Source organism: Chitinophaga sp. YR627 (assembly GCF_900114995.1).
In the GTDB taxonomy this organism is placed as follows: Bacteria; Bacteroidota; Bacteroidia; order Chitinophagales; family Chitinophagaceae; genus Chitinophaga.
Genome location: NZ_FOUX01000004.1, coordinates 309067 through 323873 on the forward strand (window position 1 = coordinate 309067; position 14807 = coordinate 323873).

The 14807-nt window shown below is 45.9% G+C and carries 10 protein-coding genes and 1 tRNA gene; 4 read left to right on the plus strand and 7 right to left on the minus strand.

What is annotated here, in order from left to right:
- Nucleotides 1-304: 304 nt before the first annotated feature.
- Complete coding sequence (locus tag BMZ72_RS21855; RefSeq protein WP_089811839.1) at nucleotides 305-2437, minus strand: elongation factor G; 2133 nt, start codon at nucleotides 2435-2437, stop codon at nucleotides 305-307.
- 218 nt (nucleotides 2438-2655) lie between these two features.
- Here BMZ72_RS21855 and BMZ72_RS21860 point away from each other — a divergent pair, with 218 nt between their 5' ends.
- From BMZ72_RS21860 to BMZ72_RS21870, 3 genes are all read left to right on the plus strand, one after another.
- The gene (locus tag BMZ72_RS21860) at nucleotides 2656-4413 is read left to right on the plus strand and encodes an ABC transporter ATP-binding protein (RefSeq protein ID WP_089811840.1); all 1758 of its coding nucleotides are present in this window, start codon (nucleotides 2656-2658) and stop codon (nucleotides 4411-4413) included.
- A gap of 134 nt (nucleotides 4414-4547) precedes the next feature.
- Nucleotides 4548-4841, plus strand: a complete 294-nt coding sequence (locus BMZ72_RS21865) for a DUF983 domain-containing protein (protein WP_255373263.1) — start codon at nucleotides 4548-4550, stop codon at nucleotides 4839-4841.
- Nucleotides 4842-4936: 95 nt separating this feature from the next.
- Complete coding sequence (locus BMZ72_RS21870) at nucleotides 4937-5422, plus strand: hypothetical protein (protein ID WP_089811842.1); 486 nt, start codon at nucleotides 4937-4939, stop codon at nucleotides 5420-5422.
- 184 nt (nucleotides 5423-5606) lie between these two features.
- Here the strand turns inward: BMZ72_RS21870 and BMZ72_RS21875 are convergent, their stop codons facing one another.
- The 5 genes from BMZ72_RS21875 to BMZ72_RS21895 form a co-directional block, all read right to left on the minus strand.
- Nucleotides 5607-8063 carry a TonB-dependent receptor gene (locus BMZ72_RS21875; RefSeq protein ID WP_089811843.1) on the minus strand — a complete coding sequence of 819 codons (2457 nt, stop codon included), beginning with the start codon at nucleotides 8061-8063 and terminating at the stop codon, nucleotides 5607-5609.
- Nucleotides 8064-8173: 110 nt separating this feature from the next.
- Nucleotides 8174-8596, minus strand: a complete 423-nt coding sequence (locus BMZ72_RS21880) for a hypothetical protein (protein ID WP_143087745.1) — start codon at nucleotides 8594-8596, stop codon at nucleotides 8174-8176.
- Nucleotides 8597-8693: 97 nt separating this feature from the next.
- Nucleotides 8694-10268: a DUF1501 domain-containing protein gene (locus BMZ72_RS21885; protein WP_089811845.1), complete on the minus strand. Its 1575-nt coding sequence runs from the start codon at nucleotides 10266-10268 to the stop codon at nucleotides 8694-8696.
- 21 nt (nucleotides 10269-10289) lie between these two features.
- Nucleotides 10290-11936, minus strand: coding sequence for a DUF1800 domain-containing protein (locus BMZ72_RS21890; protein ID WP_089811846.1), 1647 nt, complete (start codon nucleotides 11934-11936; stop codon nucleotides 10290-10292).
- A gap of 206 nt (nucleotides 11937-12142) precedes the next feature.
- Nucleotides 12143-13318: a thiolase family protein gene (locus BMZ72_RS21895; RefSeq protein ID WP_089811847.1), complete on the minus strand. Its 1176-nt coding sequence runs from the start codon at nucleotides 13316-13318 to the stop codon at nucleotides 12143-12145.
- Between the two features lie 115 nt (nucleotides 13319-13433).
- Between BMZ72_RS21895 and BMZ72_RS21900 the strand changes: the two genes are divergently transcribed.
- Nucleotides 13434-13507, plus strand: a tRNA-Lys gene (locus tag BMZ72_RS21900).
- Nucleotides 13508-13864: 357 nt separating this feature from the next.
- Here the strand turns inward: BMZ72_RS21900 and BMZ72_RS21905 are convergent.
- Complete coding sequence (locus tag BMZ72_RS21905) at nucleotides 13865-14566, minus strand: hypothetical protein (protein WP_089811848.1); 702 nt, start codon at nucleotides 14564-14566, stop codon at nucleotides 13865-13867.
- Nucleotides 14567-14807 lie beyond the last annotated feature (241 nt).

The window sequence follows — 14807 nt, forward strand, 5'->3', positions numbered from 1 at the left end:
TTTCCAATCTCTTGTTTCTAATTTTTTCTCCAATTGTCGAAGGCACATTTAAGTACTTATTACCCGGCTGACATGGAAGGCAGCGAGCATATTCAAACAGAACACCTGGCAGAGGCGATCCATTGCAGAAGCCTCGATCGACAGGATTGGTGGATAAATAGTGTAGCGCTTCTAAAGTGGCAGCATGACGTTAAACAATAACAATGGAAGCACATGCAGGACCAATTGCAAGCCTTAGCGGGCAACCGTAGTATTTAGATGCAGGGACCGATTACAGATAGATAACCGAAATCGTGTGGTATCTCTAAGCAACCAGTTCTGCGCCCTTATACTCTTCAGACAATTTCTTCTGCAATTCCGGTGGTACAGGCGCATATTCTGCGAAGACCGCTTTGATCTTTGCCTTACCCTGTGTCACATTCCGCAAAGCAGCATATAGTTTATCTAATTCTGCCTGTGGCGTACGTGCCTTGATCACCTGATAACCATTCAGGGAATCCATACCGGTAATGATACTTCTGCGGCTTTGTAATTCACTCATTACATCTCCTGCCATGGTATCTGCAACGGTGATATCAATATCAAATACCGGCTCCAGCAACTGTGGCGCTGCCTGATGGAATGCATCGCGGAATGCCATCATACCGGCAATTTTAAAAGAAATATCATTACTGTCTACAGGATGCATCTTACCATCATACACACTTACCCGGATATCGCGCACATAAGAACCTGTCAGCGGACCTTCCTGCATTTTCTCCATCACACCTTTCAGGACGGAAGGTAGAAAACGGTTTTCTATCGCCCCCCCCACGATGCAGTTATTGAACACCAGTTTACCGCCCCAGCTCAGGGCAATTTCCTCCGTCTCTCTGACCGGGTGTTCCTTATAGGCAGGCATACCATCATAATAAGGCTCAATGGTGATAAACACCTCTCCAAACTGACCAGCGCCGCCAGATTGTTTTTTATGACGATAGGTAGCCGCAGCATGCTTACGGATGGTTTCCCGGTAAGGGATCTTAGCCGGCAGGAATTCCACATGCATTTTGTAGATATTCAGCAGACGCCATTTGGTTAACGCAAGATGCAGATCGCCCTGTCCATGGAGGATCACCTGTTTCAGTTCACGGTTGTATTCTATTTCCAGCGTAGGATCTTCCATATGCAGTTCGGCCAGTACTTCACTCAGTTTCTCGTCATCTCCCTTATTGGTTGCTTCAATGGCGACCCTGACTTTAGGCGTAGGGAATTCGATCGGTTTCACCTGCTTACCGGATTGTTTGTCCGCTAACAGTGTATGGTTGGTAAGCGTATTCTTCAGTTTCAGCGTACAGCCGATATCTCCGGCACGTAATACCTCTGCCGGATGACGGTTACGGCCATCTGTAATGAACAACTGATTGAGGCGTTCAACGGTATTGCCCTTTTCGCTGTATAATTCGACACCTGCTTTGATTTCGCCTGCCAGTACCTTAAAAAACGAAAGGCGCCCTATATGGGGCTCCTGAAGGGTTTTAAACACAAACAATACGGGGGATGCTGAAGGATCACATGGAATAGGGCTACCGTCTTCCGCCTGTTCTGCAGGCATGTCGATGGCAGCCGGAGCGACATTATCGATGAAACCCATCAGGCGTCCGCTGCCCATATTATGTAAGGCGGACAAACAGAATACCGGGAATACGTGGTGTTTCAGCATGCCGATCTTCAATCCCTGCCGCATTTCATCCTCATCCAGACTGCCCTTCTCAAAATACTGTTCCATCAGCGTATCATCGTTTTCTGCTGCTTTTTCTACCAGCTCGTTATGTAATCGCTCCGCCTGTTCTTTCTCACTGTCAGGTATAGGCAGTTTTTCAGGCTTACCACCGTTTTCCGGGAACCGGTACATGGTCATTTTCAAGAGGTCAATTACACTGTTAAACCCTGGTCCCTGGTTGACAGGATACTGCATCACCGTCACCGCAGTCCCGAATACACGACGGGCTTCCTCCACGGTACGGGAGAAGTTGGCCTGCTCCGTATCCAGCTGATTGACGGCCAGAATAGTCGGTTTCTGGTACTTATCCACATAATCCCAGATCTGTTCCGTACCCACTTCTACCCCATGCTGCGCATTCAGGAGCAGTAAAGCTGTGTCACAGACCCTGATAGAAGAAATGATCTCTCCGATGAAATCTTCCAGTCCGGGAGTGTCGATAATATTGATCTTGTAATCGCGCCATTCCGTATGAAGGCAGGTGGCATAGACCGAACTTCCTCTTTCATGCTCGATGTCATGATAGTCGGAAACAGTGTTTCCTTCTTCTACAGTACCGCGGCGGGGAATAATACCAGCTTCGAACAGCATGGTTTCGCAAAGGGTCGTCTTTCCGCTCTTGGCGGCGCCCAATAATACAATGTTCCTGATGTGCTTCTCATCATAGGTCTTCATAAACGTAAGAATTAAGTATTGTCAGCCGGAGCGGGCTGATCGTAAACAATAAGATAAGTAGACGTGGAAATGCCGTTTTGGTGATTTTAGCCGTAGCTGGATAAGCTATAACCGATTCTGAGTATTAAGTTACTCTATTTTTTCCTACCAGCACCGCTCAAATGTGTTGCAACATCATTATTAGTGTACCTTTGCACTCATAGATTGTCTTTAGTATCATGAAACTGTTCTTATATTATTTAAAAAGTTACAAATGGTTGATAGCACTGGCTTTGTTATTAGCAACCATTAACCAGGTATTCTCCCTGCTGGATCCGTATATTTTTGGCCGGATCGTAGACCTTTTTGCGAATCATCCGCATACCGATGCAGGTGGGGTAGCACGTACGCAGTCCGACTATGTGGCGGCCGTTATTTTATGGCTCCTGGCCTCCGTAGGAGTTGCCATGGTGTCCCGTATAGCCAAAGCGTTCCAGGATTACTTTACGAACGTCATTATCCAGAAATTCGGCGCCCGTATTTACACGGACGGATTACGTCACTCTTTGAGACTGCCTTACCAGCAGTTTGAAGATCAGCGTAGCGGTGAAACACTGGCCGTTTTGCAGAAAGTACGTACGGACAGCGAGAAGTTCATCACTTCCTTTGTCAACGTATTATTTGTAGCCATGATCGGCGTTGTTTTCGTAATGATATATGCGTTCAGCGTTCACTGGAGCCTGGTATTCGTATATTTCGGCGGTAGTCTGATACTTGGCTGGTTGATCAATGTGCTGAGCAGAAAGATCAAAACCATCCAGAAAACGATCGTGAAGGAAACCACCATGCTGGCAGGCGCCACTACGGAATCCCTCCGCAATATCGAACTGGTAAAAAGCCTTGGTCTGACACACCAGGAAATCCGCAGACTGAACTCTACCACCATCCGTATCCTGATGCTGGAACTGAAAAAGGTGCGCAGCATCCGCAGTATCAGTTTTGTACAGGGTACCTTCGTCAATTTCCTGCGTCAGAGCATCCTGTTCCTCTTACTGTTCCTGATCTACAAGGATACGGTTACCGTCGGACAGATGTTCACACTGCAATTGTATTCCTTCTTCATTTTCGGTCCTTTACAGGAGTTGGGTAATATCATCATGTCTTACAGAGAAGCCCAGGTTTCACTGCTGAACTTTGAAAGTATTATGCAGACGCCTGTGGAAGATACGCCTCCTGATCCGGTGAAGATCAATCGTATAGACACACTGACCTTCAACCATGTAGGATTCAAACACCTGACCGCCGACAATAAAGCACTGGACGATATCAATTTCAGCGTAAATGTAGGTGAGACGATCGCGTTTGTCGGTCCATCCGGCTCCGGTAAAACAACACTGGTAAAACTGCTGGTAGGATTGTATTCTCCACAGGAAGGCGCTATTGGTTACAACGGTGTGGATAGCAGGGAAATAGATATCGAGGAACTGCGTTACCAGATCGGTTTTGTGACCCAGGATACACAGTTATTCTCCGGTACGATCAAAGAGAACCTGCTGTTTGTCAATCCGGGTGCTACTGACGAAGAATTACTCAAAGTCATGAAGGACGCCAGCTGTACGACCTTACTGGAACGTGCAGACAATGGGCTGAATTCAGTAATAGGTGAAGGTGGCATGAAGATCTCAGGTGGTGAAAAGCAACGTTTATCCATCGCCCGTGCTTTGTTACGTCATCCGCGACTGCTGGTATTTGACGAAGCTACTTCTGCACTGGATTCCCTGACAGAAGAATCTATCACTAATACTGTGCGTGATATCACTTCAACCCGTGAACATATCACTGTGATGATCGCACACAGGTTATCCACTATTATGCATGCGGACAGGATCTACGTACTGGAAAAAGGCCGTATCGTGGAAACAGGTACGCATAGTGCACTGGTGGAAGAAAAAGGCCTGTATTATGCGATGTGGAGACAACAGATTGGAGAGAGATAGTTATCTTTGCGCCCATGAGCAATAAGCGACCTAGTTATCTCCTGAGCATGCTTACTATGAAATGCCCGCACTGCCGCAGAGGAGATATGTTTAAGACGAAAAATGCATATTCTAACCTTCGAAAGACGTTTGATATGCATGAACATTGTCCTGTCTGCGGACAAAAATACGAACTGGAAACAGGCTTCTGGTTTGGTACAGGGTATGTAAGTTATGCTTTGGGTGTAGCATTTTCGGTAGCTACCATCATTGCCTACTGGGTCTTCTTCGGCCTGTCCTGGGAAGATAACAGTGTCTTCATCTGGCTGGGTATCAATGGGGTATTGCTGGTATTATTGCAACCCTGGCTGATGCGTATCAGCAGAGTCATCTATCTCTACTTCTTCGTTTACTATGATGAAAGCACGGCAGAACTGCCGGACAAATAAAAGAAAGGGCTGTCTACCGCTGGTATGACAGCCCTTCTTCTTAATACCCTTTCTATTTGCACGACTTTTGTTATATCTCCGGCAAAAGACAGCTCATGCAAACCAATCACATACTGTACATCTGTGGCATCGTATTACTGTCCTCCTGTGCGACCGCTACCCAGGAGACAGAGCAACAGGCCGATACCTCAACTATTATAGCTGCTCAGACAGACACACCGGCAAAACCACAATCTGTGGATACCGCCCGCAGCGCCCCTCGTTCTGAAGTACTGAAATCTCAGTCCGGCCCCTACGCGCCCGAATGTTATAAAGCGATCACTGACATTATCCAGAGCTCAGATTTCAAATCAGATCTGACAAAAAAGGAGAATATCAGGGTGCGGATAGACCGTCAGGAAAACAGTAAACTGGTCCTGCAGTTATTTGGTAACGAGAAAGATCATGAATCGACGGTCGCCTGGTTAAGACTGGATAAAGCCAATGAAAAACTGGAAGATATTACGGTGGATCCGGATAAACCTGTAGAGCTGCATTACGATCGCGCATTGATCAGTGCACTGAGGCAGAGTTGCCCGTGAGTATACGTATATTGCTATAGCAAAAGGCATCCGCCAGATAGCGGATGCCTTTCATTTTTACGCTAAAGTTTCATTGTCGTCTATCGTTGAAATCCTTTCTTATATTCGTTTTGCCTATACTTATTCTCCGTTAGTGCTCCGTACAAAACGCAGCGCTAACGGAGGATAAGTATAGGCAGAAGCTTTATTTGAAATCAATTGGCACCACTACTTTCACGCTGAAGTTCCTACCCATATTATACACACCGCTTCTGCCAGTCACTTCATTTACAGCGGCATATTTCAGACGGCTGAGGTGATTCTGGTAAGCTACATCTGTCAGGTTGTTAGCTGCAAGGTGCAGAGAGAATAACACTTTGTTGCTCTTCCTGTTAATGAAGTCAGTACCTATACCTGCATTTAATAAAGTATAACCCGGTGTAGCTGTTTCTGTCTGATAAGCATAGAAAATATCATTCTGCGCGAATGTTCTATCCATCTGTACACCCACGTATGCATTCTGCATCACACCACCTACTTTTTTGAAGTTGCCTTTCAGTTCGGAGATCCAGCGGGCAGCAGGAATATTAGGCAGATATTTCGTAGAATCAGTACCTCCTGAAATAGCAGTACGTACGTAAGAAACAGTGTTCTCGAAATGCAGCCAGTCGATCGGATGCGGATGGATATCCAGCATAAATTCACCGCCATACAGATTAGCTGTATGCTGCTGATATTTAAAAGCGGAATAACCATCTTCATTATCAGCTACCGGAATAGAATCCGTACCGGCAACACTCACCAGTTTACGGGCAAAAATGAAGTTATTAATGTGGTTATAGAATACGCTTGCTGTCAGTGAGATGTGCTGTGAGTTGAATTCAACACCCAGGTCACCCTGTGTACTCACTTCCGGTTTCAGATCACTGTTACCATATTCATATTTGATGGTACCCTCATGTACGCCATTTGCAGCCAGTTCTGATACATTCGGTGCACGGAAACCACGGGCAGCATTCAGTTTCAGCGTTACCTGCTCACTGGCGGCATAGCTGATACCAGCGCTTCCGGAAACATTGGAGAAGTTACGATCAAAGGTAGAGAACTTCGTTTCACCCCCGTTATCAACAGGCACACCTTCATCATTTAACTGCAGCCCTTTGATATTCATATGACGATTGTCAAAACGCAGACCACCACTCAGGGTCAGTTTATCGAAAGTCTTGCTGGTTACTGCGAATACACCTGCATCAAACAGGTCGTAAGCAGGGATCAGGTATTCTTCTCCACCGATATTATTTTTCTGCTGCATACCATTTACGCCGATGGTTGTCTGCCAGCCATTCATTTCCGGTAAATAGTACTTCAGACCATAGTTGAAAGTGTTCAGTTTCAGGAACAGTTCCGGCTCATCCGGTTCCAGCACATTACCTAATTCTTTACGACGGTTCCACTGATAACCCAGTGTCAGTCCCAGACGGCCACCATTATGCAGATAAAGATTGTTATCCCACACCAGTTTGTTATGGGTGATCTTCTGTTTAGGTACGCCGATGCTGTAAGATTTGAAATCATCATTCGTAGCCACTGCTTCATCTTCCTGACCATTGTTATTGATCGGTTTGATGAACTGACCGTTCTCGTTACGGTCACCTTCTACCAGTCCCAGTTCCTGGTTAAAGGAAGTGAAACGCAGGATAGAAGAGCCCCATTGTTTATTCAGACCGAGACTTCCACCATAGTTGATATTCTTAAACCTGGAGTTAAATACGTAGCCATCGTATTTATTCTTGTAGTCATGTGCAAATTTCTGGGTACCAAAAGCGCTCCAGCTGAAGCCTCCTTTTGTAGTACCTGCGATATCTGCGTGATAGGACACCTGGCCGTTATTGCTCAGATAATTCGCAGCCACATTCCCTTTTACCTGTCCGGCGGCAACAGCGCCCGGAGGTACGATATTCACCACACCTGCCAATGCATCAGAACCATATACCAGTGAAGAAGGTCCTTTCAGTACCTCTACTTTGCTGACATTGTAATCGTCGATCTCAATACCATGTTCATCCCCCCATTGTTGTCCTTCCTGACGTACACCATCACCGACAACCACTACGCGGTTGTAACCCAGACCACGGATAAATGGTTTGGAGATAGCTGGTCCGGTAGTCAGCTGACTCACCCCTGGTAATTTAGCGATCGCATCCACGATATTGGTGGAGATATTGGCATCGAGGTATTCCTTTCTGACAACACTTACCGGAGTCGGCGTCTTTTTCAGGGTAGTCGCCAGGTTAACACCTGTGATCACTACTTCATTTTTTTCCAGCAGTGTTTCAGATAATGAGAAGTCCTTGTGGGTGCTGCCATCGATCTGAATCACTTCAGTAAAAGCGGCGTAGCCGATATAGTGTACCTCCACGAGGTATTTACCTTTTGGCAGGTTTTTGAGTTCATATTGTCCCTGTGTATTGGCAGAAGCACCGATATGCAGATCTGGCAGATAAACGGTTGCTCCTGGTAACGGGCTGTTAGAAGCTTTATCGGTCACTGTTCCGCTGAGGGAGTTATTGGCATCGTCACCGTTATATAAATTAGCAAAGCCGGATGAAAAGCTAAGTAAGCTGATAATGACAGCTGTATAGAGAACACGTAAATAGTGCATAGAAAGATTTGTTTATAGAGGAATACCTGCACGGCAACCTGGCAGTCGCTGTAACAGACATAATACGGGCTATGAGACCCTTAAAAAGCGTTCAAAAGAATAAACTTAAACTAAACAAAACTTGCTGCCGGAGGCGCACGGGGAGATAGTGTCCTGTAGGGGATGTGTTTGATAACCGGGATAACCGGTGGGGGGAAATGCCAGGTAACTTCTTTTACCAGCACATAGTAGAACATGCTGGTAGGTTCGTAAGGCTCCGGATCTATCTGGAGAAATCCACAGTGTACGTGTTTTACCGAGAGTGTGGTGCCATGTTTTACGATACCCGGCGCGTCATCATCAGTATCGTGATGCTCGAAAAACTGGTGAATAAAGGCCCTTGGGGTGGTATTAAATGCAAATACCCCCAACAGCATGATGGCCAATATCCTGTATAGAACTTTCTGCTTCAGATCATGAGTTTGACGGGAACAAAGATAGGTAATAAATGCAACACCGTTGCTCAAATACGGGAAAACAACATTAATATCCATAAAAGATCCATATGGCTGATGGCTGGCTGGGATATTTACAAAACAAAAGTCCCATGGCTTTAACACCATGGGACTTTCACATATAGTGTAATAACTATTAATATTTCACCTTCAGCATAGATCTTACGTTCTGATATACACCGTTTTGTATACGGGCGTAGAAGATACCTGCTGCCAGTTTACCACTATCAAAAGTGATGGTGTACTCACCAGCTGCCTGTACTTTATTCACCGGAGTGGATACCAGTCGGCCCATGGTATCAAAGATCTGAATCATGGTCTGTCCGCCCCTTGTTTTGTACTTCAGGGTAGTCGTAGTGACAAACGGATTCGGATAATTGGTAATCAGGTTGTTACTACCGTTATTCACATCGTCGATCGTTGTCAGCGTACCACAGGCGATACCACTAACGATTGGAAGACGCTGGTAATCTTTGAAGAGAACTGTCTGCAGGGTCATATTATCCACACAGAACCATTGTTCCAGCAGTGATGCATATACAGAGCGGAAATCGTACTGCATAGGCATGTTATCACTTACGTTGGTCTGTGTCGGGATATCAGGGGAAGAACCCAGTACACCCTGTAACACATAGTCTCCGAAGATGATCATTGGAGCAGCGGCGCCGTGGTCGGTACCCATACTACCATTAGATTTGATACGGCGGCCAAACTCAGAGAAAGTCATACCTACTACACGGCGGGAAGCTTTCAGTTTGGTCAGGTCATCCATAAATGCCTTGATAGAGTCGGACAACTGACCTAACAGTCTTGCGTGTTCACCTTTACCGGTATCACCAGCCTGTACCTGATTGGCATGCGTATCGAAGAATGCATGCGTTACCATGTACACACGGGTTTTCAGACCACCTGCTACCAGGCGGGCTACTATTTTCAGCTGTTCTGCCAGCCTGTTGTCAGGATAAGGGCTCTGGGAGGTTACGTTCGCAGCGGCCTTTTTGATAGAATCAGCAAATCTGTTGGATTGTTTGGCGATCAGACGTACATATTCCAGTTCCACACCTGCGTGGGTGTTTGGAACAGGGTCAGTAATGTCTTCGATCAGGTTGTAGAAGTCAGTAGAACTGGAGATCGCAACCGCCATATTAGCATCGGAGCCCTGGAACACCGGGGAGGTCAGGGAACCGATCTGGATGGCCAGTGGATCTGAACCTTCATAAGAGTCAGGGAAACCAGGATATTGTGTTTCCAGGTAGCGGCCGGCCCAGCCTGTTTCCAGGATCTGGTTCTGATCGGAACCACTCAGCCAGATATCCATTGCGCGGAAGTGGGAGTAATCCGGAGAAGGGTAACCAACGCTCTGTACCACACACACTTTACCATTCTCGTACAGTTCCTGCAAACCGGTCATTGCAGGGTGAAAACCGGTTTTTATATTGTTTGCCAGCGGCAATACTTCACCTTGTTTGATAGCGATGTTGGTACGTGCGGCCTGATAGTCTGCATAAACATCCAGTGGCACGATCATATTCAGACCATCATTACCACCGATCATCTGGATCATTACCAGCACGTGGTCATTATCTTCGGCAGACTTCTGTAAAGCGTTCAGCAGCGAAGAGCCGGCGAACGCCTTTACGGCAAAGCCATTTATAAAGGTCGGCAGGATCGTTGCCGGAGCGGTATATTTAAGAAAGTCTCTGCGTTTCATAGTTTATAGGTCTTTCTAAGATCAGGCTAATTGATATTCAGACAAATTCATCAGGTACTTGTACAGCGTTTGCAGACGGTTTTCCACAATGCTACGGTTGGCAGGCGTAGGACTGGAGATCCAGGCGTTCCATGCATCTGTCCAGTAGTAGTCACTGTCAGGACTCTGGCCGCTGAGCAGGATGATATTCTTCAGTTTTGCCTTTGATGTGTCAGATAATTCGATACGGTATAAGATATCCAGTGCGTCCTGGATCAAAGTAACCGGGTTGGAAGGATCGGAGAGCTTTGCGGTGAATGCCAGGGGATCGATCTTCACATTACCAAAACCGCCGGTGCTGATCATGGAGTCACTCATCATGTTACGCTTAGGCAGCGTATCGGTGTTGATCCAGATCTCGTGGTACTGAGGCGCCTGGTGATAAGCTTCCCAACCAGCTACCTGTGGAGGATCTCCCAGGTCCTGCAGCATATTTGCGCAGTGGTTACGGATGGCATCCAGTGATTCATGCGCAGCCATATATTCGGTCGGGAATTCTATACCGAATTCGCGTGCCATACCTACGGCAAACTCTACCGGGCTCTTGATCAATGCTGACATATTCAGCGGATCGAAGAAGTGCTCACTTTTAAACAGGGCTTTCAGTGCTGGCTTCAGTTCGTAGTTATTATCACGCAGGATCTGCGCCATTGGCGTAATCACATTCTGTTCCACTGCTTCATCGATCACGTAGTATACGAAGAAACGGTATATTTTACGGCTGATGAATTTGGATACTTCCTGCTGATCAAAAATGATATCCAGCAGGTCATCCAGTTCGGTAGCACCAGCTGCACCTGTCTTACCTGTGATCTTACGGGTATTATAGAAACTTGAAAACTCTTTATTGGTAATAACGTGCTGGGTAGACTCAAAGTAAGACTCCATGGTAACAGGATTGATCCTGTACCCTGTGAGCACCTGTGCGGTCGCACGTACGTCCTCTTCCGTATAGGCGGAATCAGGTCCTTTACCTACGGTGAACAGCTCGTGCAGTTCGCGGCCATAGTTTTCATCAGGACTTTCCTTACCGTTCAGATAACCGTTCAGGTATCTGAGCATTGCCGGATCGAGGGTAACGGCTTTAGTCAGTACTTTAAAGTTGCCGGTGGCGTTTGCCCGCAGCATTGTATTGTACTTGTAGATATAGCGGGAGTCATTCACCATATCCATTTCGGTTACGAAATGGTTATGCCAGAAGAGCACCATTTTCTCCTGAATGCTGCGTGGCTGGTCGATCATCACTTTCAGCCACCAGGCTTTATAAGATGACCAGCGCATTCTGTCCAGGTCTCCTTCTTCCGGAGGGGGAGCAGAATTCACCCAGGTAGCGCCAGGTGCGATACCGGTTTCATCTTCACCATATGTATTGAGTGGCTGTGTTGTTACAGTGTTTACTGTATCAATGAGGGCATCTACTGCTGCGTCCATGCCGAGCCCTTTGGCCCATGCGATATCTTCAGGCGTGGAACCGAACATCGCGCGTTTCAGCAGGTGTACTGCCTGTGCAGTACCAAATTCTCCCGTATATGCTGTAAGACCAGATTCAGTACGAAAGCCGGCTTTCTCCGCTTTGACTGCTGCTTGCTGGCGATTTGCAGGAAGCGTAAGGAATTGTCTGCGATCCATAGATATTATGATATGGTTGTGTTGTGTGTATTCTTCTTATAGGGATACTAAAGTAAAGTAGGCTATTTCCACAGGTCCCATTTGCGCATCCAAATTAATAAAAACTTTAATTCAAGCCGATTATTTTATTTATAATGCAGTACTCAAAAAAGAAAAGGGTTGACTACCATCTGGTTAGTCAACCCTTACACAAGTATTATCTCTTCTTACAATCTTTCAATTACACCGGCAATTCCCTGTCCGCCACCTACACAGGCTGTCACAACCCCATATTTCTTATTCAGGCGTTTCAGGTCACTGAGTATCTGTACCGTAAGTTTAGCACCTGTACAACCCAGCGGATGCCCCAATGCGATGGCGCCACCATTGATATTCACCAGTTCAGGATCGATGCCGAGTTCGCGGATGACCGCTACCGACTGGGATGCAAACGCCTCATTCAGTTCCACCAGATCAATATCATTCAGCGTTTTACCTATCTGCTGCAATGCTTTAGGCACAGCAGCCACAGGTCCGATACCCATGATACGCGGATGTACACCTGCGGAAGCACAGGCTACCAGTCGGCCGATAGGTTGTAACCCCAACTCCTTCACCATCGTTTCACTCATCACCACAACAAACGCCGCACCATCAGACGTCTGAGAGGAGTTACCTGCGGTCACACTACCACCGGCAGCAAACACAGGTTTCAGTTTTGCCAGTGCTTCGGGAGAAGTATCTGCACGCGGACCTTCGTCTGTATCAACGGTGTAAGTCCGGTTCTGTTTGCGGCCTTTTTCATCCACATATACCTCATTAACACTGATAGGCAAGATACCTTCTTTAAAATATCCGTTTTCGATCGCCTTCAGGGCTTTCTGATGTGAGTTATATGCAAAGGTATCCTGGTCCTCACGTGATACGTTATACTCACGTGCAACCGCTTCCGCTGTCAATCCCATACCCAGATAATATTCCGGTGTGGTAGAAGCGACTGTATAATTCGGAACAGTTTTCCAGCCGGCTACCGGTACAAGGCTCATACTTTCCGTACCACCAGCGATGATACAATGCGCCATCCCTGACTGGATCTTCGCTGTTGCAATCGCAATGGTTTCGAGTCCGGAAGCGCAGTAACGGTTCACCGTCATACCTGGCACCTCTATCCCCAGCGCACGTACAGAGATCATACGACCGATCTGCAAACCCTGCTCCGCTTCAGGAACAGCGTTACCTACGATCAGATCATCGACCCTTTTAGGATCGAGCTGCGGTACACTTGCCAATAAGCCGGTAATTACATCCACGGCCAGGTCATCAGGCCGGTAAAAGCGAAAGCCGCCCCGCTTGGACTTGCCCACAGCGGTTCTAAAGCCGGCTACGATATATGCTGTTTCCATTTCCTTAACTCCTTTTCCGGGTGTAACACCCGATTTTTTTCTTTTAAGTTAAAGAAGTTTTGTGAAATAGAAAACAAGGTGTTAGATTTGCAGCCCGATTCGTCGGGAATGGAAAGACTCCTTAGCTCAGCTGGTTAGAGCTACTGACTCTTAATCAGTAGGTCCAGGGTTCGAGTCCCTGAGGGGTCACGGAAAATTAAACGCTTCAAGTTGAAAGACTTGGAGCGTTTTTGGTTTTCGGAGTGTTGAACACAATACGCACATTTTCAATCTTTAATTGTAGTACTAATATCCCTATCGTACAACCTCAAACTTTTGCCGCCTTTAATACTTCTCTCCAGTCAAATCACTTAAATCGACAAATTCCTGCGTAATCTGTTTAGTTTATTTCCCCTCGCGCTTTCCTTTTCACTTTGTCGCTCATGATTTTTTGAAGACAAGATCATCCAGGGCAATGTCATGACAGCGCCCCCCGTTAAAGGAGTATGAAAAAAAATAATAGGTTGGAATAGGCTTGACTAAACAGACACCTTAAGTTTTCTTCTGTTATTCCGATGCCGATTTCTGCATTTCGCTTAGAATTTTATATATAGTCGAATCGGCAGTTGCCTGTTGATATTCCAGTTCGATCCTTGTCTCTCCAAGTTTATCAACTATAGATATCATACTCAACCTTCCTTTAAAATTCTTTTGAATTGTGTAGAATGGAATTGGGCTTGACAGATTGGGTTCCATATATAAAGTTACTGCTGCACCTTTTGCCTGTACACCGCTATTTATAAAACTTATTACCCGATAATGCCGGTTATCCATAATGGTATCCTTAGAAACGAATTTTTCTCCGTTATAGAAAGGATAGGTAAATCGAACACCGATTTTTTTATCTTCAATTGGTAACCAGTTTTCCTTAGGGCTATTTTGTAGTGCTGTTAAGGATGCATATCTAAAAAATTGCCTTTTGTTAAAATCAATGACATGATAGCCATTTTGCACGTTGTTGCTGGTTAATTTACCATCCGCATCCTGCACCTCATTGATTCGTATAAGACTTTCAATGGCATAGCCATTATGATAAAATATGCTATCCGGAGCCATTAACTCAACGAATTTTTCAGATGGCTTTTGCCTGATCATATAGTGCCAGACAAACAAACCTTTGACAGCAGGTTGTATTACCGGCGACTTATTTGACCAGGAGAAAATCGTTCCTGTTAATAACATAGTAATCAGAGACTGTAATGTGATCATCATATAAAATTTGTGGACCACTCTTACCATACTAAATAGATGGTAAGGGTAATATAAATAAATCTGAATTAATACTTTCCAACATCAGCTACATAAGCCGCAACAGCGTTGACACATCGCGAATTGACTTTTCCATCGTAATGCCACAAGCTGATAGCGTATCAGCTATATAGCGTCAGGCAAAATATAGCTGCTGCATGTAATTATTTGAAAGTGTCTTTGTCCATTCTACCCCACCGGT